Source organism: Salinicola sp. CR57 (assembly GCF_003206585.1).
GTDB classification, from domain to species: domain Bacteria; phylum Pseudomonadota; class Gammaproteobacteria; order Pseudomonadales; family Halomonadaceae; genus Salinicola; species Salinicola lusitanus.
On the sequence record NZ_PZJL01000007.1, the window covers coordinates 112,668 to 139,489 of the forward strand.

At 63.8% G+C, this 26,822-nt stretch carries 25 protein-coding genes; 20 read left to right on the plus strand and 5 right to left on the minus strand.

Annotation, left to right across the window (positions count from 1 at the left end):
* Positions 1-29 precede the first annotated feature (29 nt).
* The 3 genes from DOM56_RS13330 to DOM56_RS19945 all read left to right on the plus strand — a co-directional run bounded on the left by DOM56_RS13330 (position 30) and on the right by DOM56_RS19945 (position 2,874).
* Positions 30-1,286 carry an acyltransferase gene (locus tag DOM56_RS13330; RefSeq protein ID WP_110603013.1) on the plus strand — a complete coding sequence of 419 codons (1,257 nt, stop codon included), beginning with the start codon at positions 30-32 and terminating at the stop codon, positions 1,284-1,286.
* Positions 1,287-1,541: 255 nt separating this feature from the next.
* The gene (locus DOM56_RS13335; protein ID WP_110709546.1) at positions 1,542-2,591 is read left to right on the plus strand and encodes an oxidoreductase; all 1,050 of its coding nucleotides are present in this window, start codon (positions 1,542-1,544) and stop codon (positions 2,589-2,591) included.
* A 136-nt stretch (positions 2,592-2,727) separates the two neighbouring features.
* Complete coding sequence (locus DOM56_RS19945; RefSeq protein WP_232822292.1) at positions 2,728-2,874, plus strand: hypothetical protein; 147 nt, start codon at positions 2,728-2,730, stop codon at positions 2,872-2,874.
* Positions 2,875-3,120: 246 nt separating this feature from the next.
* Here the strand turns inward: DOM56_RS19945 and DOM56_RS13345 are convergent, their stop codons facing one another.
* Together DOM56_RS13345 and DOM56_RS13350 are read right to left on the minus strand one after the other, a co-directional pair.
* Complete coding sequence (locus tag DOM56_RS13345; protein ID WP_110709550.1) at positions 3,121-3,306, minus strand: 2-keto-3-deoxygluconate permease; 186 nt, start codon at positions 3,304-3,306, stop codon at positions 3,121-3,123.
* A gap of 104 nt (positions 3,307-3,410) precedes the next feature.
* Complete coding sequence (locus DOM56_RS13350; RefSeq protein WP_110709552.1) at positions 3,411-5,000, minus strand: altronate dehydratase family protein; 1,590 nt, start codon at positions 4,998-5,000, stop codon at positions 3,411-3,413.
* A gap of 424 nt (positions 5,001-5,424) precedes the next feature.
* Between DOM56_RS13350 and DOM56_RS13355 the strand changes: the two genes are divergently transcribed.
* Entirely contained in the window at positions 5,425-6,363 is a 939-nt protein-coding gene (locus tag DOM56_RS13355; protein ID WP_110709554.1) for a LysR family transcriptional regulator, read from the plus strand.
* A gap of 119 nt (positions 6,364-6,482) precedes the next feature.
* The gene (locus DOM56_RS13360; RefSeq protein ID WP_110709556.1) at positions 6,483-6,848 is read left to right on the plus strand and encodes a hypothetical protein; all 366 of its coding nucleotides are present in this window, start codon (positions 6,483-6,485) and stop codon (positions 6,846-6,848) included.
* A 118-nt stretch (positions 6,849-6,966) separates the two neighbouring features.
* On the opposite strand, the gene nudE is transcribed toward DOM56_RS13360, so the two are convergent.
* Positions 6,967-7,560, minus strand: coding sequence for an ADP compounds hydrolase NudE (gene nudE / locus DOM56_RS13365; protein ID WP_110709558.1), 594 nt, complete (start codon positions 7,558-7,560; stop codon positions 6,967-6,969).
* A 139-nt stretch (positions 7,561-7,699) separates the two neighbouring features.
* Between nudE and DOM56_RS13370 the strand changes: the two genes are divergently transcribed.
* The 8 genes from DOM56_RS13370 to rsd all read left to right on the plus strand — a co-directional run bounded on the left by DOM56_RS13370 (position 7,700) and on the right by rsd (position 17,230).
* Positions 7,700-8,359, plus strand: coding sequence for an HAD-IA family hydrolase (locus tag DOM56_RS13370; protein WP_110709560.1), 660 nt, complete (start codon positions 7,700-7,702; stop codon positions 8,357-8,359).
* 47 nt (positions 8,360-8,406) lie between these two features.
* Complete coding sequence (locus DOM56_RS13375; RefSeq protein ID WP_110709562.1) at positions 8,407-8,799, plus strand: S4 domain-containing protein; 393 nt, start codon at positions 8,407-8,409, stop codon at positions 8,797-8,799.
* 83 nt (positions 8,800-8,882) lie between these two features.
* Positions 8,883-9,755, plus strand: a complete 873-nt coding sequence (hslO, locus tag DOM56_RS13380) for an Hsp33 family molecular chaperone HslO (RefSeq protein WP_110709564.1) — start codon at positions 8,883-8,885, stop codon at positions 9,753-9,755.
* A gap of 244 nt (positions 9,756-9,999) precedes the next feature.
* On the plus strand, positions 10,000-11,571 hold the full coding sequence (locus DOM56_RS13385; protein ID WP_110709566.1) for a phosphoenolpyruvate carboxykinase: 1,572 nt from the start codon (positions 10,000-10,002) through the stop codon (positions 11,569-11,571).
* 177 nt (positions 11,572-11,748) lie between these two features.
* On the plus strand, positions 11,749-14,103 hold the full coding sequence (locus DOM56_RS13390) for a Tex family protein (RefSeq protein ID WP_110709750.1): 2,355 nt from the start codon (positions 11,749-11,751) through the stop codon (positions 14,101-14,103).
* Between the two features lie 224 nt (positions 14,104-14,327).
* A complete protein-coding gene (gene gshA / locus DOM56_RS13395) occupies positions 14,328-15,899 on the plus strand; it encodes a glutamate--cysteine ligase (RefSeq protein WP_232822307.1) in 1,572 nt (523 codons plus the stop codon).
* A gap of 102 nt (positions 15,900-16,001) precedes the next feature.
* Complete coding sequence (locus DOM56_RS13400) at positions 16,002-16,556, plus strand: disulfide bond formation protein B (RefSeq protein WP_110709570.1); 555 nt, start codon at positions 16,002-16,004, stop codon at positions 16,554-16,556.
* 158 nt (positions 16,557-16,714) lie between these two features.
* Positions 16,715-17,230: a sigma D regulator gene (gene rsd / locus DOM56_RS13405; protein WP_110709572.1), complete on the plus strand. Its 516-nt coding sequence runs from the start codon at positions 16,715-16,717 to the stop codon at positions 17,228-17,230.
* Between the two features lie 92 nt (positions 17,231-17,322).
* Here the strand turns inward: rsd and DOM56_RS13410 are convergent, their stop codons facing one another.
* Entirely contained in the window at positions 17,323-17,991 is a 669-nt protein-coding gene (locus tag DOM56_RS13410; protein ID WP_110709574.1) for an HAD family hydrolase, read from the minus strand.
* A gap of 284 nt (positions 17,992-18,275) precedes the next feature.
* Here DOM56_RS13410 and DOM56_RS13415 point away from each other — a divergent pair, with 284 nt between their 5' ends.
* Both DOM56_RS13415 and ptsP read left to right on the plus strand, forming a co-directional pair.
* Positions 18,276-18,776, plus strand: a complete 501-nt coding sequence (locus tag DOM56_RS13415) for an RNA pyrophosphohydrolase (protein WP_110603111.1) — start codon at positions 18,276-18,278, stop codon at positions 18,774-18,776.
* A 132-nt stretch (positions 18,777-18,908) separates the two neighbouring features.
* Complete coding sequence (ptsP, locus tag DOM56_RS13420; protein ID WP_110709576.1) at positions 18,909-21,170, plus strand: phosphoenolpyruvate--protein phosphotransferase; 2,262 nt, start codon at positions 18,909-18,911, stop codon at positions 21,168-21,170.
* Here ptsP and DOM56_RS13425 read toward each other — a convergent pair.
* Positions 21,167-21,934: an NRDE family protein gene (locus tag DOM56_RS13425; protein WP_110709579.1), complete on the minus strand. Its 768-nt coding sequence runs from the start codon at positions 21,932-21,934 to the stop codon at positions 21,167-21,169. The two genes, ptsP and DOM56_RS13425, sit on opposite strands and share 4 nt — an antisense overlap.
* A gap of 230 nt (positions 21,935-22,164) precedes the next feature.
* Here DOM56_RS13425 and DOM56_RS13430 point away from each other — a divergent pair, with 230 nt between their 5' ends.
* The 5 genes from DOM56_RS13430 to DOM56_RS13450 all read left to right on the plus strand — a co-directional run bounded on the left by DOM56_RS13430 (position 22,165) and on the right by DOM56_RS13450 (position 26,422).
* Positions 22,165-22,956 carry a sulfite exporter TauE/SafE family protein gene (locus tag DOM56_RS13430; protein ID WP_110709582.1) on the plus strand — a complete coding sequence of 264 codons (792 nt, stop codon included), beginning with the start codon at positions 22,165-22,167 and terminating at the stop codon, positions 22,954-22,956.
* A 188-nt stretch (positions 22,957-23,144) separates the two neighbouring features.
* The gene (gene lgt, locus DOM56_RS13435) at positions 23,145-23,951 is read left to right on the plus strand and encodes a prolipoprotein diacylglyceryl transferase (RefSeq protein WP_110709585.1); all 807 of its coding nucleotides are present in this window, start codon (positions 23,145-23,147) and stop codon (positions 23,949-23,951) included.
* 110 nt (positions 23,952-24,061) lie between these two features.
* On the plus strand, positions 24,062-24,856 hold the full coding sequence (locus tag DOM56_RS13440) for a thymidylate synthase (protein WP_110603039.1): 795 nt from the start codon (positions 24,062-24,064) through the stop codon (positions 24,854-24,856).
* Positions 24,853-25,398 carry a dihydrofolate reductase gene (locus tag DOM56_RS13445; protein WP_110709588.1) on the plus strand — a complete coding sequence of 182 codons (546 nt, stop codon included), beginning with the start codon at positions 24,853-24,855 and terminating at the stop codon, positions 25,396-25,398. Before DOM56_RS13440 ends, DOM56_RS13445 begins: the two co-directional genes overlap by 4 nt.
* Before the next feature lie 103 nt (positions 25,399-25,501).
* Complete coding sequence (locus DOM56_RS13450; protein WP_232822293.1) at positions 25,502-26,422, plus strand: ProQ/FINO family protein; 921 nt, start codon at positions 25,502-25,504, stop codon at positions 26,420-26,422.
* The last annotated feature ends 400 nt before the right edge of the window (positions 26,423-26,822 follow it).

Sequence of the window (26,822 nt, forward strand, 5' to 3'; positions counted from 1 at the left end):
TGTCCGGCGGTAAGAAAGGAGGTGGCAGGATGTCCACTAGCAAACGACAGCGATATTACGGCCTCGAATGGCTGCGCTTTCTGATGGCGTTGTGGATGGTCGCCTATCACTTCGGCGGCATCTACAGCGACATGCCGGCGATGCTGAGAAGCTTCATCGGCATGGGCTTCTTCGCGACCAGCACGTTTTTCATGCTGTCCGGATTCCTGCTCGCACACGTGGCGCTGGATCATGCCGGAGAGATGAAGATGCACGGCCCGGCGTTCGTCGCCAAACGCTTGTGCAATCTCTATCCGATTCATGTCATGACAATGCTGCTGTCGGTCGGATTGCTGTTGATTCAGTACCCCATCCGCCCCGAAGGGGTCCATGTCTACTTCAATACGCACCCCTATTACCCGCTGAGCGATGCGGTGAGAGCCGACTTCGCCGAGCGGCTGTCGTGGCCCAGCGCCATTGGCCATATCGCGCTGCAACTGACGCTCCTTCAGGCCTGGGAGCCGCGCTTCCTGTGGCTCAACGGGGCCTCGTGGTCGATCTCCGCGCTGCTCTTCTTCTACGCCTGCTTCCCGTGGCTGGCGCCGCGACTGATGCGGGTCCAGCGTTGGGGCCTGGTACTGCTGGGTCTCTGGGGGCTCTACGCGCTGGGACCGCTCGTCGCCACGCTGGCGGGGTCGTTCGATTACGTAACGGTTGGCGTGCTTCATCGCAACCCGTTGTTTCGCCTGCCAGAGTTCCTGACCGGTATCGTGCTCTATCGCGCCTGGCAGTCCCCACGCGTGGGCGATCTGGTACGCCGGTTTCGCTATCCACTGCTGGCGCTGGGCTTGTGCGGCGTGCCGGTCGGGGTCCTGCTACTGAAAATGGATGGACTGCACCTTTACTACCTGACTCACAATGGCCTGCTGCTGCCATTCCAGGCGCTGGTGCTACTCAGCGTGTGTGCCTTCTCGGCGCCGCAAAGTGCAACGATCCGGGCCTGGGCTCAGCGACTGGGGGAGTCCGCGCTGTGCATTTTCGCGCTGCACACGCCGCTGATCGGGCCGACCGCGAGAGCGACCCGCTGGCTTCTGCAGCGATGGCACGAGAGCTGGGTCGTGGACAGCAGCAACGTGGCGCTCAAGTTCGCGATCCCGCTGTGGACCATGGCTTTCCATCTCGCGATGATCGTTGTCCTGGCGCTCCTGATGCAGCGCTTTGTGGTCGCACCGGTTCGTCGATGGCTGGAAGCGCGATTGCCGTCGGCTTGGCAGCGGCGATCGGCATCGAGAGCGGTCCGGGCGTGAGTTCGCCAGCGAAGCGTGGTGTCAAAGACCACGCCCCGGTCTCGCAGGGCAGGGGGGAGACCGTCGGTCATTGCGACGAGGACCATGCCGAAACGTGCGTCACGGCGAACCGTATCTCCCAGTCGTTCAGGGCTAATATTATCGACTCTCCCTCGCCATGGAACCTTGCCGTTCGAGATGCGATACCCTAATAAGTGAGGGTGCCTCGCCGGCTTGCCCGCGAAGCGAAGCGAATTCATCTCTAAGGGACGCAGCATGAAGGGATCCATCCGTGTGGGGCTGGTCGGCTACGGCATGGCCAGCAAACGGTTCCACGCGCCGCTGATCGACGCTCAGGACGGCCTCTCTCTGGTTGCCGTGGCAAGCCGGGACGCCGGCAAGGTGAATGCCGACTGGCCGAGCGTGCCGGTGGAGGCGACACCGCAGGCGCTGTTCCAGCGCGCCGATATCGATCTGGTCGTCATACCCACGCCCAACGCAACGCACTATTCGCTGGTCAGCGAGGCGCTGTCGGCAGGCAAGCATGTCGTGGTCGACAAGCCCTTCACGGTGACGGCGGACGAAGCCCGCAAGCTGTGCGACCAGGCTGACAAGGCCGGACGCCTGCTGTCGGTCTTTCACAATCGACGCTGGGACTCGGATTTCCTGACGGTGCGCAATCTCATCGACAGCCAGTCGCTGGGCAGGATCGTCCATTTCGAGTCCCATTTCGATCGCTTCCGGCCCGAGGTCGCCCAGCGCTGGCGTGAGGATCCCGCTCCCGGTGCCGGTGCCTGGTTCGACCTCGGCTCACACCTGCTCGACCAGAGCCTGGTGCTGTTCGGTGTGCCGGAGTCGATCTCGCTCGATCTGGCCCGCCAGCGAGAGGGTGCCAAGGTCGACGACTATTTTCACGCCGTGCTGCACTATCGGGAGTGCCGCGTGATTCTCCACGGCGGTACCCTGGTTGCCGCGCCCGGCGCCCGCTTCACCGTTCACGGTACCCGCGCCAGCTATGTCAAACATGGTCTCGATCCGCAGGAGGACATGCTCAAGCGCGGTGATCGGCAACCGTCGCCCCACTGGGGGGAGGATTGGCGCCACGGCATGCTGACGATCGGCCAGGTACGCGAAGGCATTCAGCCGGAACTGCACGAGGTGCCGACCCTGCCCGGCGACTATCTCGCCTACTACGCGGGCGTTCGCGACGCCATTCGGGGTGACGCGCCGCTGCCCGTGACGGCAGAAGCCGCATTGGACGTGATGCGCTTGCTGGAAGCGGGAATTCGCAGCGCCGAGTCGGGGCAGGTCGTCACGCTGTCGTGAGATCGTGCTGACATCTCGACCTGGGGACAATGACATCGAGCCAGCGAATTCGCTGGCTCGATGCGTCGTGATACCGGTGGCGACCCGCGGCATGGCTCATTTCGGGATAAGATCGCCCGCCAGGCGATCGGAAGACTTGTCATGGGTGCTCGCTCTGGCGGGTATTTCCTCCGGAGATCGCAGTTCGCCATTGCGCTTGAGCAGCCACGAGGCGATCGCCGGTGCCATCAGCGCCGAGACCAGCACGCAGGCCGCGACCTGGGTCGTGGCGACACCGACGTAGGATTGCAGCGAAGGGTCGGCCGCAGCGGCGATTGCCGGTGTGGCGATGGAGTTGCCCGCGGTGGTGCCGGCGGCAAAGCCGATTCCGCTGCGCCTGCCGCGTTTCAGCAGATATCGATAGCCGAGATAGACCAGTCCACCGGTGAACGGGGCGGCGAGCAGGCTCTCGTGTAAATCTCTACACCATGCGCTTCGCGCCTAGCCATGAAGCGAAATAGACATCGTCGCGGCGATGTAATCAGCGGAATCAGCCTCCGGCCATGAACGCCATGGCGCCGTCCTTGAACAGCGCAGTGGTGAAGCTGCCGATCTCCAGCGCGGCGGGTGCGAGCGTGCCGACGATCGATCCGAGTATCAGCGGAATGATCATCAGACCGCCGGGGATGCGGTTGAGCGTGTCGTAGATGGGAACGCGCGATACCGGAATCGACATGTGATCTTCTCCATGCCAGAGCGAGAGGGGGCGCCGTCGACGACGACGCCGGTGGAGATGGCCTGCGGGGTGAGGCTATCTGGGGGCTCGATGGCCTTGCGAACTCAGGTGATGACGCCGATCTGCCAGGGCACGAACTCCTGCTGGCCGTAGCCGTGGCGTTCGCTGCGGCTGCGCTCGCCGGAAGCCAGGGTCAGGAAGCGCTGGAAGATCTGCTCGCCGAGCTGCTCCATGTCGATGTCGCCATCGATCAGCGCGCCACAGTTGATATCCATGTCGTCCGACTGGTGGCGCCACAGCGCGCTGTTGGTGGATAGCTTCATGGACGGCACCGGCGCGCAGCCGAAGGCACTGCCGCGACCGGTGGTGAAGGCGATCAGGTTGCAGCCGCTGGCAACCTGGCCGGTGACCGAGACCGGGTCGAAGCCGGGGGAATCCATGAACGCCAGACCGCGCTCGCGCATCGGTTCGGCGTACTCGAGCACTTCGACCAGCGGTGTGGTGCCGGCCTTGGCCACCGCGCCCAGCGATTTCTCAAGGATCGTGGTCAGGCCGCCCGCCTTGTTGCCGGCGGAGGGGTTGTTGTCGAGCGATGCGCCGCGAACCCGGCAGAACGCTTCCCACCAGTGGATGCGCTCGATCAATTTGTGGGCGACCGCCGGGCTCACCGCCCGTCGTGTCAGCAAGTGCTCGGCGCCGTAGACTTCCGGCGTCTCGGCGAGCACCGCACTGCCACCGTGGGCAATGAGGCGGTCGACGGCGGCACCCAGCGCCGGATTGGCGGTGATCCCGGAATAGCCGTCGGAGCCGCCACACTGTAGGGCGACCCGGAGATGCTCGGCGGAACAGGGTGTGCGTTCGACCTGATTGGCTTCCGCCAGCAACTGCTTGATATGGCGTATTCCCTCGGCGATGGCCTTGGTGGTGCCGCCGATCTGCTGAATCGTGAACGGGTGAAGCTTGGGCCCGGGCTTGAGGCCCTGGGATTCGATCAGGGTATCGATCTGATTGGTCTCGCATCCCAGGCCGATGACCAGTACGGCAGCGAAATTGACGTGACGCGCGTAGCCGGCGAGGGTGCGCTGGAGCATCTCCAGGGCCTCGCCATCCGCGGCCACCGCGCATCCCACGCCGTGGGTCAGGGCCACCACGCCATCCACATTGGGGTAGGGTGCCATCGATTCGGGATGGACATCCCGGCGGAAATGATCGGCGATGGCGTGAGCGACCGTGGCCGAGCAGTTTACCGAGGTGAGAATGCCGATGTAGTTGCGCGTCGCGACCCGGCCATCCGCACGCTGGATACCCATGAACGTGGCGGCAGGGGAGACCCGTTCGACGGGCGTAACCTCGCTGCCGATGGCATACTCCTTCACGTAGCCCTTCACATCGCCCTGTTCGTGGCCGTCACCCTCAAGATCGGCGATGCCGAGATTGTGGACATGAACATGATCGCCGGGTGCGATGACGCGGGTGGCGCGGCCGATGATCTGCCCGTAGCGTCGGATCATGTCGCCCGGCTGGAGCGCTCGGATCGCGACCTTGTGCGCGGCCGGCACGGCGCTGGCCAGGACGATGCCTGGCAGGATCTCGCTACCCTTCGGCAACGGGACGCGGGCGATGACCACGTCATCGCGTTCGTGCAGCCGGATGATCGAGGCGGGGGCCTCGGTGGTGTGTTCTATCAATGCCATCAATCGGCTCCTCGGGCGAGTCGTGCCACTTTGGTCTATGAGACTTTATCTTTAAGTCTTTTTGAATCAGTCGGTTATTATGATTCTCGTGTGGTTACACCCTATCCGGTCAGCCTGTATCGCACTACTGAGAGTTGCTGATCGAATGATAACGACCGCGCATTCGCCCAAAGTCTTAGGGTCCGTACGGAACGCCTGCGAGTGCGGGCAGAACGAGGCAAGAATTGGCGAAAAACGGACCAGGCCGGCGCTCCTGTTGACGGTGTGCCAATGAGCATGTGACTCGCTGCGCTCGCCCGTCGGGCCGTCCCGCGACGTTCTGAATGTCGTCCAGTGCGCCGATCGTCAACGCCGTCATGTCGAGCGTGAGCAGTTTTCGTTCCAAGCCAAATTCCCGTCATGTCGTAAGCGAGAGGAGTCGTCGATGCCCCCGACGTTGGAGACACTGATGTCGAGGCTGCGCTTGCGCCAGTTGCGGTTGCTGATGGCGCTGGATGAGTGCGGCTCGATTCACAAGGCTGCCGAGCAGGTGTCGATCTCCCAGCCGGGGGCGACGCGTGCGCTCAACGAGATCGAGACGACGCTGGGCGCGCCGCTGTTCCTGCGTAGCGCGAGAGGGCTCGAGGCCAATGATCTGGGGCGCTGTGTGGTGCGCTACGCGAGGCTGATCCAGACCGACGTGGCGCATCTGCGCGAGGAGATGATCGGCATTCAGCAGGGGCATGGGGGGCACTTGGCCGTCGGCGGTACCATGGGCGCCATCGCCGCGATCGTCGAGGCGATCGTCAAGGTGCGTGCCGAGCAGCCCTCGTTGTCATTGCAGGTGATCGAGGATACCAGCGAAGGGCTGCTGCGCCTGCTCGACCAGGGGCGAATCGACGTCGCCTTGTGTCGCTCCAGCTTCGGCAGGCGTCCCGCGGACTACCACTGTCACGGACATTTCCCCGAGCCGCTTTGGGTCGTTGCCAATCCCGGACACCCGTTGGTCGAGGTCGAGGCGCCCGATTTCACCACGTTGGCCAGACAGGCCTGGATCGTCTACCCCGTCAGCATGCCGCGAATGCTGGAACAGGAGTTCGTTGCCGCGGGGCTCTCGCAGCCGGTGCAATCGATCGAGATTTCATCGACCTACGCGATCCTGGCCATGCTGGAGCAGGATGCGGGCGTCCTGGCGCTGCTGCCGGAGCGCATTGCCCGGGAGCAGGTGAGGCGGGGGCAGGTGGCGCGGATCCGCTATCGGCTCAGAACGCAAAATCCCGCGTTCGAGTTGCTCTGGCGCCGGGACAGAGAGCTGTCTCCCGCCGCGAGGAGATTCCTCGAATGCTACGACGGTGGCGTCGAGGGCGACGCCGATATTTGCTAACCGACGATTTTTTGTCTAGGTTTTGTATAGATTGTTGAGGCAAGCTTGGTGACGCAAACGGAAAGAACGGATTCCGTTGGATCGGCGTCACACGTCAAGATGAATTAAGGAGGATTCACATGAAGACATTGAATGCAGCCATTTTCGCCGCGCTCATCGCACTTCCCACTGCCGGCGCGTTCGCTCAGGACGGGGCGCCCAGCGTGAGCCCCGAGACCGGCTCCGCCAATACCCAATCCGGCGGTGCGTCGCCGACGATGGCCGAGGGGGCGACCGCATCGGACAGCGCCGACAAGAAGCTGCCGACCGAGAACAACCTGCCCGATGAAGACAATGGGCAGACCGGTTCTGCCAACACCCAGCCTGGCAGCATGAAGGTCGAAGGCGCTACCGCTCAGGACACGTCCGCAGCGCAGGGGCCGATGGCCGATGACATGGAAGGCAACCACGGCGTCGATTCCGCCCAAGACGTCAATCCCAACTGATCGGGTCGCTACTCGCGATAGACGTTTCGCAAGATCGGTCCTGCCGTTCGATCGCCCCGCCCAGCGGGGCGATCGTCGTTTGCCACTCGCGGTTCTCCGGTGCACGCCGAAGTGGTCCTCACCACCAGCTTCCGGAGATTTGCTCGCTGCGCAGTTTTTCACGTGCGATGAACAGGGCGGCGATGGCCCTCCCTTCGTGAAAATCATCCCGCGCCAGCAGTCCAGAGATATCGTCGATGGCATGGGTCTCCACGATCAGCGGCTCGGGCTCATCGCCCTCCAGGCGCTTTTCGTAGAGATCGCTGGCCAGCATTACCTGAATACGGTGGTTCATGTAGTTGGGTGCTAGCGATAGCTCTACCAGTGGCTCGATGCGATTGGCGCCGTAGCCGCACTCTTCCATGAGCTCTCGATTGGCCGCGGTGATGATGTCTTCGCCGGGATCGACCAGCCCCTTGGGTAGCGTCAGCGTGTACTCATCGAAGCCCGCCGCGTATTCCCGAATCAGCAACACATGATCGGGGTCGGGCATGGCGACCAGCATCACCGCGCCGCGACCCTTGCCCTTCAAGCGTTCGAAAGTCCGTTCGGCGCCGTTGGCGAAGCGCAGGTCGAGCGATTCGATGGCAAACAGTTCGCTCTGGGCGACGTTGCGCCGCGCGAGAAGCGTCGGCCTGGTCAAGACGGGCGGGGGGGAATCAGTCGGCGCCATGCGGCCTCCGTGCATCGGGCGGGTTGCACTGGGTACAATAATCGACGCTTGTCTCCGTGGGAAATGCCCCGATACCTCCTCGCGCTGGGAGGGGCGTGACGTGAGACGATTTCCTTTACTAACGGCCGGGGTTTTTTCGATGATCGACTGGAGCGCCATCGACACCGTTTTTCTGGACATGGACGGTACGCTGCTCGATCTCCATTTCGACAGCCACTTCTGGCTCGAGCATCTGCCGCGCCGCTATGTCGAGCTGCATCGGCTCGACGACACTCATCGCACGGCACTGGAGTCGCGTATCCGCGATGCCAGAGGAACGCTGGATTGGTACAGCCTGGCCTACTGGAGTCGCGAGCTGTCGCTGGATATCGTCGCGCTCAAGCGCGAGGTCGCATATCTGATCGGATGGCGGGCCGATGCCCTGGCCTTCATGGAGTGGCTGAAGGCGTCGCCGCTGGATGTGGTCCTGGCGACCAATGCCGATCGTGAGAGCCTCGGTCTCAAGTTGCCGTTGACCGGGCTGGATCGCTATGTCGATCGGATCGTGTCATCAGCGGATGTGGGGGCTCCCAAGGAGCAGCTGGCGTTCTGGTCGGCCATGCAGACGCTGCACCCCTTCGAGCCGGCACGCAGCCTGTTCATCGACGACAACGCCGACGTGCTCGAAAGTGCCCGGCGATATGGCATTCGCCACCTTCTGGGCATCCATCAACCGGACAGCCGCAAGGTCGGTAGCGCCCATCCGTCGTTCACCGTCGTCGAGCAGTTTGCATCGCTAATGCCCGCGCGGCCGGGTTGAAGCGGGAGCTGCCCACCCCCATCTAGGTCGGTCGAGGTAATTGACCCATGAGTGAAACGGTACGTATCGACAAGTGGCTATGGGCGGCGCGCTTCTTCAAGACGCGTCAACTGGCCAAGAAAGCGATCGAGGGCGGCAAGGTCCGTTACAACGGCAACCGCGTCAAGACCAGCAGGTATGTCGAGGTCGGCGCGCTGATCGAGCTGCCGCAAGGCTGGGACAACGTGACCGTCGAGGTCGTGGCGCTCTCGGCCCAACGCCGCGGCGCCCCGGAGGCTCGAGAGCTCTACGCCGAGACGGCCGAGAGCCTCGATCGGCGGGAGCGGGAGGCGCATCAGCGCAAGCTCGCCAATCAGGTGATGCAACCGCCGATCAAGCGGCCCGACAAACGCCAGCGTCGCGATATCCATCGATTCCAGCGCCAGCACACCGATGATTGACGCCCCACGCTCGTGACGTCGCCCACTACCTGCCCTCACCGGGTGATCCTGTGACTCGCCCGGTGCCCGACGAGATCCGATCCATGAACGATGAAATCCAACGCTTCCTGTTTGACGACACCAACGTGCGCGGCGAGATCGTGCAACTGGAAACCGCCTACGGGGAGGTGCTCGCCCGCCAGGACTATCCCGCGCCGATTCGCCACCAACTGGGTGAACTGCTGAGCGCCGTCGCCTTGCTGACCGAAACCGTCAAGCTCGATGGCACCGTCAGCCTGGAGGTGCGCGGCAAGCAGGGAGTCGACGTGCTGATGGCGGAATCCAACCCCGGCGGTCAACTGCGGGCCATCGCGCGGTACGACGAGAACCAGATCTTCGCCGACGATGCCTCGCTGCGGCAGCTGGTGGGCGACGGGCAGATCGTGATCACCCTCGATCCCGCCGAAGGCAATCGCTACCAGGGGATCGTGGCGCTGGAGCATGACCAGCTCGCCGGCTGCCTGGAAGCCTATTTCGCCCAGTCGGAACAGCTGGCGACGCGACTGTGGCTGAGCGCCGACGGCCAGCGCAGCGCCGGACTGCTGCTTCAGCAACTGCCGGACGATGCGTCCAACCAGGATCCCGATGCCTGGGACCGGGTGGTTCATCTGGCGGCGACGATCACTGCCGACGAGATGCTGACGCTACCGGCGCAGGACGTGCTTTACCGTCTTTTCCACGAAGAGACCACGCGCGTCTTCGACCCCAAGGCGCTGGCGTTCGGCTGCACCTGCTCGCGGGAGCGCATCGCCAACGCGCTGCACACCTTCGGTGCCGACGAGCTGCGAAGCATTCTGAACGAGCAGAAAGCGGTCGATACGCAGTGCCATTTTTGTCATACGCAGTACCATTTTAGTGCGGCAGACATCGAGGCGATCATCGACTCCCCCGAGGCGCCATCGCCGACGCTTCACTAGGAAAGCCGCCACTCGCCGAGTGGCGCGGGTTGCTGGGGAATAAGCGGAGCTTTGATCAAAGCCGAATTGACATCGAGCGTCCAGCGTTTGCGCGCTGGGCGCTTTTTGCCATAATGGCGATCCTTTTTCGCCTGCCATGGCGCCGAGGTCGCCGGTCCCATCGAGAACGGTGTCGTCGGGGTGGCGGGTTCCCAACGCTGTGAAACGACACGAAAACAGAGGCCTTAGAGCCCAGGATTGGATAATGACCACCTCTCAAGCCATCTCCCAGGCTGCTGGCGCGAAAGCGCACACTCATTTGACCGCGGCCGAGCTGGTCGAATATGCCCTGGCGAGGGGCGAAGGCGTGCTGGCGGACAATGGCGCGCTGGTGGTGGAAACGGGCGAGCGCACCGGCCGGTCCACGCTGGACCGTTTCATCGTCGAGGAGCCCTCGACCTCGGATCTGATCGACTGGGGCCAGGTCAACCGTCCGATCGGGCCGGACGTGTTCGATGCGCTTTGGGAGCGAGTCGAGGACTATCTTGCAGGGGGCGAGACCTTCGTTTCCGAACTCCACGTCGGTGCCGATCCTGAATACTATCTGCCGATTCGCGTCATCACCCAGAAGGCGTGGCACAACCTTTACGCGCGCAATCTGTTCGTGCGTCCCGAAAACTGGAACACCAAGGACAAGAGCGAGTGGACGGTGCTGAGCGCACCTGACTTCGTCTGCGAGCCACAGCGCGATGGCACTCGCTCCGAAAGCACGGTGATGATCAACTTCGCCCGTCGCCGGGTACTGCTGGCCGGCATGCGCTATGCGGGCGAAATGAAGAAAGCGATGTTCTCGGTTCAGAATTTTCTGCTGCCGGAGAAGGACGTATTGCCGATGCACTGCAGTGCCAACGTCGGAGAGGATGGCGAAACCACGCTGTTCTTCGGCCTGTCCGGCACCGGCAAGACCACCCTGTCGGCGGACCCCGAGCGCTATCTGATCGGCGATGACGAGCATGGCTGGGGAGAGGGCACCGTCTTCAACTTCGAAGGGGGGTGCTACGCCAAGACCATCGACCTGTCGCGCAAGAACGAGCCGATCATCTGGGATGCCATCCGGTTCGGCACCGTGCTGGAAAACGTGGTTCTGACGGAAGGCCGTGTTCCCGATTATACCGATGACAGCCTGACCCAGAACGGCCGGGCAGGGTATCCGCTCGAGTTCGTCGCCAAGCGGGTAGATGAGAATCGTGCCGGCGAACCCAGCGCGATCATCTTCCTGACCTGCGACATGAGCGGGGTACTGCCGCCGGTCTCTTTGCTTTCCAAGGAAGCGGCTGCCTATCACTTCCTCTCCGGCTACACGGCCAAGGTCGGGTCGACCGAGATGGGCTCCACCAGCGGCCTGGAGGCGACTTTCTCGACCTGTTTCGGGGCGCCTTTCTTTCCACGCCCGGCCCACGAATATGCCGAGTTGCTGATCAAGCGTATCGAAGCGTTCGAATCCCGGGTCTATCTGGTCAACACGGGTTGGAGCGGCGGCGCCTACGGTCAGGGCGGCAGCCGCTTCAGTATTCCCACCACCCGGGCGATCATCCGCGCCATCCAGGAGGGTGACCTGAAGGACGTCGAGACGCGCCATATCGAAGGGCTGAATCTGGATGTACCGGTGGCGGTTGAGGGCGTCGATGCCAAGCTGCTCGACCCGCGCGATGCGTGGGAGGACCGGGAAGCCTATCGAGAGCAGATGAACGCGCTGATCGCCAAGTTCACCGACAACTTCACCAAGTTCGACGATGTCGATTCGGCGATTCTGGCCGCTGGCCCGCAGCGACTCTGACAGCACGTCGAAAGACGATTTCCAGCCGCCAGTGTGGTCCCGGACCACCCGGCATCGCATCAGGGGGATGGCCATCGGCCATCCCCTCTTCGTTTCCGGCGCCGCAACGCCCCGGAGAGTGAGCCCTGCGCGTCGCTGTGCTAACGTGGCGCGATCTTGTCCATCGTGATGATTTTCATGTCCAACACCCAATCCGCAATCATTGCGCTGATCGCCGACGAGCTCGGTGTTCGGCCCCCTCAGGTCCATGCCGCCGTCGAACTGCTGGATGGCGGCGCCACCGTCCCGTTCATCGCCCGCTACCGCAAGGAAGTCACCGGCGGGCTCGATGATGGCCAGCTCCGCACGCTGGAAGAGCGCCTGCGCTACCTGCGTGAAATGGAAGAACGGCGCGAAGCGATTCTGCAGGCGGTCGAGGAGCAGGGGCAGATGAACGAGGCGCTCCGGGCCGAGCTGCTGGCGGCGACCACCAAGCAGCGGCTGGAAGATCTCTATCTGCCTTATCGGAAGAAACGCCGGACCAAGGCCCAGATCGCCCGGGAAGCCGGGCTGGAGCCCTTGGCCGATCGGCTGCTGGCCGAGCCGCATCTGGATCCGGAGCGCGAGGCGGCGGCGTTCGTCGATAGTGCGACCGGCGCCAACCATGTTATCGAGGACGCCAAGGGCGCGCTGGACGGTGCCAAGCAGATCCTGATGGAGCGCTTCAGCGAAGAGGCCGAGCTGGTCGGACGGTTACGCGAGCGGCTATGGGAGGATGGTCAGCTTCGTGCCCGGCTGGTCAAGGGCAAGGAGGCGGAAGGTAGCAAGTTCTCGGATTATTTCGAGCACGACGAGGCGCTGGCCAAGACGCCTTCGCACCGGGCGCTGGCGATGTTCCGGGGTCGCAAGGAAGGTGTGTTGGCCCTCTCGCTGGTCATGGCCGGCGAGGACGACGCGCCCATTCACCCTGCCGAAGTGGCGATCGCCCGGCACGTCGGTGTCGACCTGGGGGCCGAGCAGGCCGCTTCCCGATGGCTGAAGGAGGTGGTGCGCTGGACCTGGAAGGTGAAACTCTACACCCATCTGGAAACCGAACTGATGGGGCGACTGCGCGAGCGGGCCGAGCAGGAGGCGATCGATGTCTTCGCCGCCAACCTAAAGGATCTGTTGCTGGCGGCACCCGCCGGGCCGCGCACCACGCTGGGGCTCGACCCCGGCCAGCGCACCGGCTGCAAGGTTGCCGTCGTCGATGCCACCGGGCGTTTTCTGGAGCAGGCCGTCATCTATCCGCATGCGCCGCAGAAGCTCTGGGACGAGGCGCTGGCGACGCTGGCCGGGCTGGTCGAGCGCCATGACGTGTCGCTGGTGGCGATCGGCAACGGTACCGCCAGCCGTGAAACCGACAAGCTGGCTGCCGAACTGGTCAAGCGCGTGGCGCCACGCCAGCTGACCAAGGTGATGGTGAGTGAAGCCGGCGCCTCGGTCTACTCGGCTTCGGAACTGGCGGCCAGGGAGTTTCCCGATCTCGATGTCTCGATTCGCGGGGCGGTGTCGATCGCCCGGCGCCTGCAGGACCCGCAGGCCGAGCTGGTCAAGATCGATCCCAAGTCGATCGGCGTCGGCCAGTATCAGCACGACGTCTCCCAGGTGAACCTGTCCCGGAGTCTTGAGACGGTGATCGAGGACTGCGTCAACGCGGTGGGGGTGGATCTCAACACCGCTTCCAGCGCGCTGCTCTCCCGGGTATCCGGCCTCAGCACCATGCTCGCCGATAACATCGTCGCGCGGCGTGACCGTGAGGGGCCGTTCCGCACCCGCCAGGAACTCCTCGGCGTCGACAGGCTCGGCCCCAAGACGTTCGAACAGTGCGCGGGGTTCCTGCGCATCATGGGCGGCAACAATCCGCTCGATGCCAGCGCGGTGCATCCGGAGGCCTATCCGCTGGTGGCGCGTATCGCCGAACGCAACGGGCGTGAACTGGCCGGGCTGATCGGGGACAGCCGCTATCTCAAGACGCTCAAGCCCTCTGACTACGTCGACGAGGCGTTCGGGGTGCCGACGGTCATCGATATCCTGGCTGAGCTCGACAAGCCCGGCCGCGACCCGCGTCCCGAGTTCAAGGCAGCGACCTTTCGTGAGGGCGTGGAGAAGATCGGCGATCTCGAGCCGGGCATGCTGCTGGAGGGCGTGGTCACCAACGTGACCCATTTCGGCGCCTTCATCGATATCGGCGTGCATCAGGATGGGCTGGTGCATATCTCCGCACTGGCCGACAAGTTCGTCGACGACCCGCGGCAGGTGGTCAAGGCCGGCGATATCGTCAAGGTCAAGGTGCTGGAGGTCGACGTGACGCGGAAGCGGATCGGTTTGACGATGCGACTCGGTGACGCACCCGGCGAGAGAACGGCTCCCGGCCAGCGCCGGTCGAGCGGCGGCAAGCCTGATGGCGCGGCACGGGGCCGTCAACCGCGGCAGGGCAGCGGTGACCGCCAATCCGCGCAGCCGGGGGGCGCGATGGCCGAGGCCTTGCTCAAGGCACAGCGACGACGCTAGGGGCTATTGACGTTTCACGCACGAGCCCGGATCTCGGGCCACGAAGTCGTTAGCCTTGAAAGCGCTATCGTCGGCTCCATAATGAGGTTTGGCTCGCGGCGGCTCCGGCGACAGCAATGGCGTCCGGAGCCGTCGACGCACGGACAAACGGGGGAGCAGAGCTCTTCCCACGAAATAAGGTGTTGAGCGTGTCTGATCAACTCGCCACGAACGTCGGCCAACTGATGGCGCCGGCCCAGAAGGGATTGCTTGGTCGTCTACGGCGGGGCGTCGAAAAGGAGGGGCTGCGCGTCGACTCGAAGGCCGCCATTGCGCAGACCCTCCATCCGCACTCGCTCGGCTCGAAGCTGACCCACCCCCACATCACGACCGACTACTCGGAAGCCCTGCTCGAGTACATCACTCCGGTCTACTGCCGTCCCGCCGATGCGCTCTCCTTCCTGGGCGACCTGGTTCGCTTCACCTACCGCCAGCTCGACGACGAGTGGCTGTGGCCGGCCAGCATGCCGGCGCGGCTCTCCGGCAACGACAGCGTGCCGATCGCCGACTACGGCACGTCCAACGTCGGCACAATGAAGCATGTCTATCGCAAGGGTCTGGATGTGCGTTACGGCCGCATCATGCAGTCGATCGCCGGCATCCACTACAACGTCTCGCTGCCGGACGACATCTGGCCGCTGCTGCAGGCACAGGAAGGCCGGCAAGGTGAGTCGCTGCAGGGGTACCGCTCGGCTCGCTACTTCGACCTGATCCGTAATTTCCGCCGCAACAGCTGGCTGCTGCTCTATCTCTTCGGTGCATCACCGGCGCTGGATCGCAGCTTCCTCGGCGAGGAGGGGGGCGATAATCGTTGCGACAAGCTTGAGGCGATGGGGCGTGAGACGCTCTATGCGCGCTACGCGACCAGCCTGCGGATGTCCGATCTCGGCTACCAGAACAAGGTCCAGGAGCAGTTGAAGATCTGCTTCAATTCGCTCTCCAACTATGTCGGCACGCTTCGCCACGCGATCTCTGCCGAGTGGCCGGATTACCGTCGGATCGGGGTGGAGGTCGACGGCGAGTGGCGACAGCTCAGCGCCAACATCCTGCAGATCGAGAACGAGTATTACAGCGATATCCGCCCGAAACGAGTGGCGCGACACGACGAGACGCCCACGCAGGCGCTGGAGGCGCGCGGTGTCGAATACATCGAGGTGCGCTGTCTGGATTTGAATCCGTTCCTGCCGCTGGGAATCGACGAGCCGCAGATGCGGTTCATGGACACGTTCCTGCTCTGGTGTCTGCTCTCGGAAAGCCCCTGGATTCCGGACGAGGAGTGCGATCGGCTGGACGACAACCGCCGGCTGGTGGTCGAACGGGGACGCGATCCGGATCTGAAACTGCGAATCGGCGATCGTCACGTGCCGTTGCGGACTCGGGGGCACGAAATCGTCGACGGGCTGCGCGAGGTTGCCGGGCTGCTCGACGCCATCGAGGGTGACAATCTTCACGCGGCCGCCATCGAGACGATCGCCCGGCGGCTGGACGACCCGGAACTCACGCCCTCGGCACAGATGCTGCGGGCGCTGGAGGCGCATGGTGGGGAGTGGGCCGACTTCATCGCCGACTTGGCCAAGGAGCAGGGGCATCACTGGCGTTCGACACCGATGGACGAGTCGCGCGCCGAACTCTTTTCCCAACTGGTCGAGACCTCGCATCAGCAGCAGCACGACATCGAGGCCGAGGACCGGGTATCGTTCGCTCGGTTCATCACCGATTATTTCCAGCGGGCGAGGGAACCTCGTTCGGCGGCGTGAGTCAGTGAATCGTTAACGTTCGGCGAGAGTCCTGCGGTCGACTGTCGTGAAATGGAAGCAAGGCCAGTGCTGGACCGAATTGGCCCTCAGTGGAAATGAGATATGCAAATCAAGCGTTGGGTGGCCACAACCAGTATGCGTCAATGGTGCCTGCTGGGGCTGTTGATGTCCTGTTTCATGATGGCGGTCGCGCTCTACCTGCAGTACGGCGTTGGCCTCGAACCCTGCCCCTTGTGCATCTTCCAGCGCGTTGCGGTGATCTCGGCGGGTGTCATCTTCCTGATCGGGGCGATTCACAATCCCGCGAAATCCGGGGGCCTTGTCTATGCCCTGCTCGCGCTGGTTGCCGTGCTGGCGGGCATCGGCGTGGCGGGGCGGCATGTCTGGCTGCAGACCCTGCCGCCGGATAGCGTGCCCAGCTGTGGGCCGGGCCTGGACTACATGATGGACATATTGCCGTTGTGGGACGTCATGGCTCGCGTGCTCCACGGCTCCGGCGAGTGCGCGGCCGTCGAGGGGGCGCTGTGGGGCGTCACGCTGCCGCAGTGGACACTGCTGGGTTTCGTCGTCATGGGAGCGATTCCGGTGATGATATTGATATCCCGATTGCGCTACAGTGGCAGAACGGGTCGCGAACCGGCAGCGCAGACCTCTTGAGAGCGCACCTTACGGTTCGCACGGCAATGCCGGCTGACGGCGCTGGGGGATCTGACGACGGTGCCGCCGGCGCCGGCATCCGGGGCCTGATCTGGTAACAGGTGACGCAGTAGCGCGGGTCGTGCTGAAACGTCAGCATCCCCAGGAGGAGAGTGATCATGCTGGAAGATTGCAAGACGGCTCGGGAGCGGTGGGGCGGTGTGCACGCGCTGATCGATCGATGGCTGGAGCAGCGCTACGACATGCTCGTGACGCTGGTCGATCTCCGTGAGTTCTGCGATGCCGATCTCTCGGCGGTGCCCAAGGCGAGAATCGATGCTTTCAGCGAAGCACTGATGGATTACATCAGTGCCGGTCACTTCGAGATCTACCCGCAGTTGCGGGAAGAAGCCAAGGCCTTCGATGACCAGGAAGCCCTGACGGTGGCCGACAAGCTCCTGGCCCGCGTCGATGCCTCGACCCAGCTGGTGCTCGATTTCGACAACGAGTACGCGACCCCGTCGCGCTGCCAGCACTATATCGATCGGCTCCCCGGCTGGCTGGAAAAACTGGGTGCAACCATGACCGAACGCTTCGATCTCGAGGATCAGTTGATCGGCCGGCTGCACGCGGTGCACGCCCCCTCGTCGGAAGTGGCAACGCCCCCCGATGGTCAATCGCTGCGAACGGAGTGAGTGCCCCCTTCCCGCGCCGCCATCCGCTCGTCTCGTTTCCCTGACGCCCTGGCTCTCGCCAGGGCGTCGCCATCTGCTCTGCCCTCAGACAGCTATGCCGATGGCGTTCGCAAGGAGAGCACGCGCCAGCCGCGCTCGCGAGCCAATTTCTCGAGTTCGTCGTCGGGGTCGACGGCCACCGGCGCGGCGACCTCATCGAGCAGGTAGCGATCATTGATCGAGTCGCTGTAGAACCAGGCATCATCCAGCGTCAGGGTGGGGTTCTGCTCCAGCCATTGCCTGACCCGCGTGACCTTGCCCTCGCGATAGCTGGGGACACCTTCCACGCGGCCGGTGTAGCGTCCGTTCTCCCGCTCCGCCTCGATCGCGATGAGATCGTCGACACCGAGCCGTGAAGCGATGGGGCCGGTGATGAAACGGTTGGTGGCGGTCACGATCAGCAGGAAATCGCCGCGCTGGCGATGCCACGCCAGCAGCTCCTCGCCCCGGGGCAGAACGTGAGGCTCGATCTTGCAGGCCATGAACTGCTGGTGCCAGGCATTGAGCTGCTCTTCGCTATGCTCGGCCAGCGGCTTCAGCGCCATCGAGAGGTAGGCCATGATGTCCAGCTCGCCCGCCCGGTAGTCGCGGAGATACTGGTCGTTGGCACGCCGGTAGGCTTCGCCATCCACCGCGCCCTGTTCCACCAGGAATTCGCCCCAGGCGTGGTCGCTGTCACAGCTCAGCAGGGTGTTGTCGAGATCGAAGATGGCCAGACTCAAGGTTGGCTCCTGTCTTGTACGGGTGTCGTTGGGGCAACAGCGTTGCCGTTCGGATCGTGAGGCGAGCGGTCGGCAGTATCGCAAACTCCCGCCGCTTTGCCCACGATGAAGCCCCTGGAGGTTGCCGGACAATGGCGCCCTGTCGTCAAGGGCCTGGCTGCCAGCGCCGGTGTCGAGGCATGGCGATGGCGAGGTTTTATCGCTGGTTGGCCTAAGGCGTATTGATGCCCTTTCTCGCTTTGTGGAAGAATGATCCCAACGACGATTGAGCTAAGGTGAACGCTGTGATAGACGCCGATGGCTTTCGGCCGAACGTTGGCATCATCATCGCCAACTGTGAGGGCCAACTGCTTTGGGCGCGTCGGGCGGGTCAGGAGGCGTGGCAGTTCCCGCAGGGAGGGATCAAGGCATGCGAGACGCCAGATCAGGCGCTCTTCCGGGAACTCGAGGAGGAAATCGGGCTGACGTCCAACGATGTCGATGTGGTCGCCTGTACGCGAGGCTGGCTGCGCTACCGTCTCCCCCGACGCATGGTCCGAACGCATTCGAAACCGCTCTGCATCGGCCAGAAGCAGAAGTGGTTTCTACTGAAAATTCGCTGTCACGACAGTCAGGTCTGCGTCGACAGCACGCCCAAGCCTGAATTCGATGGCTGGCGCTGGGTGAGTTACTGGTATCCTCTGGGACAGGTCGTGTCCTTCAAGCGCGAAGTCTACCGGCGCGCGCTGCGGGAATTAGCGCCCGAGTTCCATCGGTTGTCGCTGGAGGAAATGGCCAGGCTCTAAGGCCGGCAGCACGATTCATGGCGGAATGACTCCATCGCTGATGGCGACGCTCGCTGCAAGGCGTTCAGGGATGGCGTCATACCGGCCGACTGATGCCAAGACGAGGATCTCCTCGCCCACAAGAAAAGGCCCATGCTCGATACCCTTCGCCGCATCGTTCAGGAAGTCAATGGCGCTCGTAGCCTGGATGCCGCGCTGGCAACCATGGTGCGCCGAATTCGCAAGGCGATGCGCACCGACGTCTGTTCCATCTATCTGTTCGATCGCGAGCGCGATCGACTGGTGCTGATGGATACGATCGGCCTGCGGACGCAGGCCGTGGGGGTCGTGACCCTGCGTCTGGGGGAGGGGCTGGTCGGGCTCGTCGGGCAGCGTGAAGAGGCGCTGAATCTGGAAGACGCGCCATCCCATCCGCAATTCCGCTATTTTGCGGAGACGGGAGAGGAGCGCTTCTCGAGCTTTCTCGGCGTGCCGATCATTCACCAGCGTCGAATGCTCGGGGTTCTGGTTGTCCAGCAACAGGAGAAGCGCCGTTTCGACGAGGGTGACGAGGCGTTTCTGGTCACGATGGCGGCGCAACTGGCGGGTGTTCTGGCGCATGCGCTGGTGTCGGGTACGCTCAGTCGCCCCACGGGCCCGGACGGGCAGGCAATGTTCTCGGGCGTGGCGGCTTCGCCGGGCATGGCGATCGGCGAGATCGTGGTGGTCGCCCCGCCTGCCGACCTGGATAGCGTGCCGGACCTGATTCCGACCGACCCGGATGCCGAGGTGGTCCGTCTCCATGCCGCGCTGGCCCATGTCCGCGAGGATATCCGCAAGGCGGGTGCCCGCCTGGCCAGCCGCATCTCCACCCAGGAACTCGCGCTCTTCGACGTCTACCAGCAGATGCTGGGAGACGCGGCGCTGGGCAACGAGGTGGAGAAGCGGATTCGGGAGGGCCAGTGGGCGCCGGGTGCGCTGGCCGATGTGGTGCGTCGGCACACGCAATATCTGGAACGGGTCGACGACGGCTATCTGCGCGAACGGGCGGCGGATATCCGGGACCTGGGACGTCGAGTGCTGGCCCATCTGCAGGAGGGCAACGAGCGCACGCCCTCGACCTATCCCGACAACGCCATTCTGGTCGGCGACGAGATCAGCGCGGCAACGCTGGGCGAACTGCCCAGGAAACGTCTGGCGGCGCTGGTCTCGATTCGGGGGTCCAGCAATTCCCACGTCGCCATCCTGGCCAGAGCCATGGGCATCCCCACGGTGCTGGGGATGGTCGACCTGCCTCTGCCCAGGATCAACGGGGCCAAGGCGATCCTCGATGGCCACCGGGGGCGGCTTTTCGTGCGGCCCGAGCCCCAACTGGCCAAGCGTTACGAACGCCTGATAAAGGAAGAGCGAGCCTTGGCGGAGGTGCTCGAACACGAGCAGCATCTGCCCAGCGAGACCTCGGACGGACATCCCATGCCGCTGCTGGTCAATACCGGTCTGGCGGTGGATGCCGTTGCCCAGCTCAAGCCACGTGTCAGCGGGGTGGGGCTCTATCGAACGGAAGTCCCGTTCATGATGAACGAGCGCTTCCCCAGCGAGCAGGAGCAGACCCGGCTCTATCACGAGCAACTGGCCAGCTTCGCCCCTCTGCCGGTGGTCATGCGCACGCTCGACATCGGCGGCGACAAGGATCTGCCCTATTTCCCGATCAACGAGGCCAATCCGTTTCTCGGCTGGCGCGGCATTCGCGTCACGTTGGATCATCCGGAAGTGCTGATGGTGCAGATGCGAGCCATGTTGATGGCATCGCGAGAGCTGGACAATCTGCGCATCCTGTTGCCGATGATTACCAGCGTGGACGAGGTCGATACCGCGCTACGCCTGCTGGCGCGCGCGCGCGAGGAGCTTGCCGAGGAGGGGATCGAGGTCGCGTCGCCCAAGGTTGGCGTCATGATCGAGGTGCCCGCGACACTCTACCAACTGCCAGCCCTGGCGGAGCGGGTCGACTTCTTCTCGGTGGGAAGCAACGACCTGACCCAGTACCTGCTCGCGGTGGATCGCAACAACGCCCGCGTGTCCGGGCTCTACGATGCCTGCCATCCGGCGGTGCTCAACGCCCTCTCGCGCCTTGCCCAGGAGAGCCGGCAACTCGCCGTGCCCGCTTCCGTCTGCGGTGAGCTTGCCGGGGATCCCGCCGGTGCATTGCTGCTGATGGGCATGGGGTTCGATGCGTTGTCGATGAATGCGCCCAGCCTGCCACGGGTGCGAGCCGCGATCCGGCGGGTCGGCATCGGCGACGCTCGCGCGCTGGTGTCGGAAACGCTGTCGTTGCCGACCACGGCAGTGGTGAGGGCACACCTGCGTCAGCGGCTGACGGACTGGCAGATTGGCCATCTGCTGCCACCCCAGGACTAGCCCGTCGGCGGTGTCGTCAGCCGTGTCACGTCGCCGGCCGGGATGCCGTTCGCCGCGAATCGCTGCTCCTCCAGCGTCGTTGCCGTCGCCGAGACCGTCACCAGGGTCGTGGCTCGTGTCCCGTAATCCTGCCCCACGATGAAAGCAGACGAGAGCACGCGCTCCAGGTCTGGGCCAACCCCGGTGTGGGGGAGTTCGGAGGGCGGTGCCTGACGCGTATCGGCCATGGCCGAGCGCATGCCGACCCGCCAATCCGGCGTCGTCAGCGCCCGTCGCAGCGTGTCTCGCGCCTGAATGACCTTGGGCCAAGGCGTATCGAGGCTGGCATTGGACAAGCCGTGCAGGCCGGGTGGTACGAGCTGGCGACGAGTGCCCTGACGGCTGTGATGCAGCGTCCACAGCTGCATGTCCGACATCACCAGCAGGTTGAATCCCGCGTAGGCCTTGGCGCCACCCGCTGCCAGCGTGTCCAGCCAGGTGGCCAGATCGTCGACCTCGAGAGCTTGACGCACGAGCTCGCCGCGACTGGGGGCAGCGGCTGGCGGGGAACTCCGCCCCTCCCTGACGTTGGTCAGGGCGGCCACCCTCGTGGGCGTTGCCGCCAGCCAGGTTCCCCCTCCCACCAGGTCGCGACCGCCGATCAGGTCGCTGCCTGGCCAGCGATGCAGCGCGTCGGCCGGGCGGGCGTGAAATTCGTCGCGATTGGCGGCGAGACGCAATCTCGTCGTGGCCTGCGGCTGCCAATCGAACACGATCAAGCACATGCGGCGACCTCCAGCAGGGGGCGTAAGAGTGAGCGGTCGGGGCCCGCCATGACACGGCCCCGTCGGCAGCGTACCATAAGCGCGCTAGCGACCCGGGCGAGCTTTCCGCCGTTGCCTCGCGCTCTACAGGACCGTCACATGCTCATTGTCCCACTCTCCACCACCGCCACACCGGCGGCAGGGCCTGCTTTCCTTCCCCTTCCTCCATTCGTCAGGTGGGGAGGTGCCCGATGCTGACGGCTATTGCGATCTATCTGCTGGTTGGCGCCGCGGCGGGCTTGATGGCGGGCGTGTTCGGGATCGGCGGGGGTATCGTCATCGTTCCCGCGCTGGTATTCACCTTTCTCGCCCAGGGTTTCGATCCGGCGGTGGTCGCCCATCTCGCCGTCGGGACATCGCTGGCGACCATCGTGGTCACCGGCGCCTCCTCGGCCTGGGGACACTGGCGCCGGGGTGGCGTGCGTCAGGACTGGCTGCGGTTGATGATGCCGGGATTGCTGGTGGGCGGGATTCTCGGCGTGCTGCTGGCCTCGGTACTGCCCGGTCATGCGCTGACGCGCCTGTTCGGGATCTTCGCGGTCGTGATGGCGCTGAAAATGCTGTTGACTCGCCCGCCCGCGACCCTGGGGCGGGAACCGCGGCGCTGGCCGATGACCGCGGCCGGGGCAACGATCGGCGGCGTCTCGACGCTGTTCGGCGTTGGCGGCGGGGTAATGTCGGTGCCGTGGCTGTCGCGTTTCACCAGCCGCATGACGGAGGCGGTGGGCACCTCCTCGGCCATCGGCCTGCCAATCGCACTGATCGGTACCGCGACCAATGTCGTCGTGGGCTGGGGCGAGATGACCCTGCCGGCGGGGGCGACCGGCTATGTGATGTGGCCAGCGTTCCTTGGCTTGATGGTGACCAGCGTTCCGATGGCTCGAGTCGGCGTCAAGGTGGCCCATGCATTGCCTGCCAGGACGCTGCGACGTATCTTTGCCCTCCTGCTGATCGTGGTAGGGATCAAGCTGATGATCGGCTAAGGAAACACGGTACGACTGTCTGCCCGGGTGAAGTGGCTCATTGATGCGATGCTGGCGCGCGTCCGGTCAGAAACCATGATATGTCGATCCTGTGCTCCGTGCGCCTTGCGACGGAGTGCCGCCCACTTCATCCTGCTCGTCAATGGATTCGGCGTTTCCCCTAACTCTTTCCTGGCCAAGGAGAATGCATGCTGGCTTATCCCGAGATCGACCCGATCGCCGTTTCGTTGGGCCCGCTCAAGGTACACTGGTACGGGCTGATGTATGTCGTCGGCTTCGTAGGGGCCTGGTGGCTGGGGCGTCTGCGTGCCGATCGCCTGGGGCTCAAGCGCGACGACATCGGCGACATGCTGTTCTACGGGGCGCTCGGGGTCGTGCTCGGTGGCCGTATCGGCTATGCGCTGTTCTATGGTCTCGACCGATTCGTGGATAACCCGTTGTGGATATTCCAGGTCTGGGACGGCGGCATGAGTTTCCATGGCGGGTTGCTGGGGGTGCTGCTGGCGGCATTGCTGTTCGCGCGCAAGCACGGTCTGGCGTTCTTCCAGCTCACGGATTTCATCGCGCCACTGGTGCCGATTGGCCTGGGGGCAGGGCGTATCGGGAATTTCATCAATCACGAATTGCCGGGGCGCGTGACGGATGTTCCCTGGGCGCTGGTCTTCCCCGGCATGGGCGGCCAGGGACGCCATCCCTCATCGCTCTACCAGTTCTTCCTCGAGGGTGTCGTCATGTTCGTCGTGCTGTGGATAGCCTCCCTGACCCCGCGTCGACGCGGCTTCATCTCGGGGCTTTTCCTGGTCTGCTACGGCGCGTTTCGGTTTCTCTCGGAGTTCTTCCGTCGGCCCGATCCGCAATTGGGATTCATCGCCTTCGACTGGCTGACCATGGGGCAGCTGCTGTCGCTGCCGATGGTCGTTGCGGGTGTCGCGTTGATTGCCTGGTCGCGTCACAATGCGGTAGATGACGCTCGTCAGGGGCAGCCCGCGACCTGAGCGGACGACGTCGAGTGACTGGCCACTCGGTCTCCAGCGGCCTCGAAATGGAAAGTGTTTCGACGGGTTCGTCGCACGCGATGCGCCCGTCACTATAAAGGAGCGTGCCCATGCGGCCTTATCTCGACTTGATGCAGCGCGTGCTGGATAGCGGCGTCGAAAAAGCCGATCGGACCGGCGTTGGTACGCTTAGCGTCTTCGGTCACCAGATGCGCTTCGACCTGGCCGAGGGTTTTCCCCTGGTCACCACCAAGAAGCTGCATCTGCGTTCGATCATTCATGAGCTGCTATGGTTTCTCCGTGGCGATACCAATGTTGCCTATCTCCACGAACACAACGTCTCGATCTGGGACGAGTGGGCGGATGCCAATGGCGATCTCGGTCCCGTCTACGGCTACCAGTGGCGAAGCTGGCCGACGCCTGACGGCGGTCATATCGACCAGATTGCCAGACTGGTCGAGCAGATACGCCGCAACCCGGATTCCCGCCGGCATATCGTCTCGGCATGGAACCCCGCCCTGGTCGATGAGATGGCGCTGCCGCCTTGCCACGCGCTGTTCCAGTTCTACGTCGCCAATGGCAAGTTGTCCTGCCAGCTCTATCAGCGCAGTGCCGATATCTTTCTGGGCGTGCCGTTCAACATCGCCAGCTATGCGCTGCTGACTCATATGGTTGCTCAGGTCTGCGGGCTCGCGCCCGGCGAGTTCGTGCATACCCTGGGCGACGCCCACCTCTACCTCAATCATCTCGATCAGGCCCGGCTGCAGCTTTCGCGTGAACCGCTGGCGTTGCCGACCCTGAAACTCAACCCGGCGATCGACGACCTGTTCGCTTTCCGCTTCGAGGATATCGCCATCGAGGGATACGAGTCCCACGCTTCCATCAAGGCGCCCATTGCCGTATGAGTGACGTGACATCGACCGTGAAGCCGGAAACGCCGATCACCCTGATTGCGGCACTGTCCCGCAATCGCGTCATCGGCGTGAACAATCGGCTGCCCTGGTACCTGCCGGAGGATCTCAAGCGATTCAAGGCGCTGACGCTAGGCAAGCCCCTGGTCATGGGGCGCAAGACGTTCGAGTCGATTGGTCGGCCGCTGCCCGGGCGTTTGAATATCGTGATCACGCGCGACCGGCACTATCGTCGGGAGGGGACAAGAGTGTGTCACTCTCTGGACGAGGCGCTGCAACTTGCCGATCATCAAGCGGTGATCGACGACGCGGCCGAAATCGTGGTGATGGGTGGCGGGGAGATCTACCGGCAGGCGCTGCCCTTCGCTGACAGCCTCCAGCTTACCGAGGTGGATGTCGAGATCGAGGGGGATGCATTCTTCCCCGACTTCCGGAGTGACGAGTGGCAGGAGGTCGAGCGTACGGTGATGTCGCCGCAGCCAGGTCAGCCGGATTATGCTTTCGTCCAGTACCACCGGGTGGCCAGTTCTGGCTGAGTCTCGGCAGGGCGTTGCAGCCAAGAGGGGTCGCGTGCCAGTCGTCAGGATGAGCGACGGCATGTCCCGACGTTGATTGAGAGGACTTGAGAGGAGTTGTGCCGTGTTGACGGATCGAACACAGGCGCTCCTGGCTGCCATCGAGCACCAGGTCGAAGCGGGTCAGGCCGCTTTGGAAGCCGAGAAAGAGCGGTGCAAGGCCTTGGAGGCCGAGAATCGAGCCCTCAAGGAGCGTCTACTCGCATTGGCCGAACTGGACCCCATGGTGGTTAAGGGCCAGGATCACAGCGAGGACCCCGATGGCGGCACGCGTGCACGCGGCCTAGGCAATCTGGCATTTCGACGACCTCGGCCAAAACCGGATGGCGATGCCGGAACGGCCCGTCACGGTCAGGTCTCTCCGCTGCAGCGCCTGACCTCTTCCCCCTCTCATGACAAGGGAGGCTCCGAGATCGCCAGGTCACTGGCAGTCGAGCGCACCGAGCCGGAGCGCTCCGCGCCCCCGGAGGGGGAGGCCGACTCTTCATCCACTCGAACCCGCCCCGAGGTTCCTACCGACACCTCCACGCCCGTAGCGCCGCCCACCGGTGGCGAGTCACCTCCCCAGAGTTCACTGGCGTTCGGCGCCGAACATGAAGTGCCGTCGCCGCAGGCGCTGCTCGCCCAGTGGTACAAGCGCTATCCCAGGACCTTCTTCAAGGGGCATACGCGGCCGCTGAAGACCGGCATTCATCTCGATCTGTGCGAGCTCGAACCCTGGCCCGAGAAGCTGGTCCGTCGGGCATTGGCCTGCTATGTGCATCTGCCGCGCTACCTGAAATCGGTTCGTGAAGGCGCGAATCGCGTGGATCTGGTGGGAGAAGATAGCGAGGTGGTGACCGCCGAGGAGGCCAAGCACGCCAAGCGTCAGTTGGAAGCGTTACAGAAGAAGCAGAAAGCTCGCGAGACACAGGAGCGATCGGCAAAGCTGGATCGCAAGATCGGGGCGTTGCTGGCCAAGCATGGTCAGTCTCCGCAGGATTGACGAGTCGCTGCGAGGTCCGTTCGTGTCGACTTGAACTTTGGTATCGAAAGGCAGGTAAGAGGGGCTAGGGGAAGAATAATCGTGTCCGATTCCTTGCCTGGAGGGCCGTGTCATGAGAGTGTCATGCCCCGTGGCTAGGCTGCCGGCAGCCGGTTTATGCCGTCGATGCCATGAATCCCGGTTGCGACGAGAAGCGAAACCGGTGAGAAAAGCAGGGAACGAAAACAGTGTTTTTTTCTTGTTGCGTTCCTCCAACGTCCGGTATAAGGTTTCCGGGCGAGCATTGGACAATAACAAGGCTTCTAAGTTCCACAGCCGTCATTCGTTCGCGTGACGAAGCTGGTTGAAGGTGCTGAAGCCGACTGCATCTGCAGACACGATCGAACAGTAAGCTAGTTAA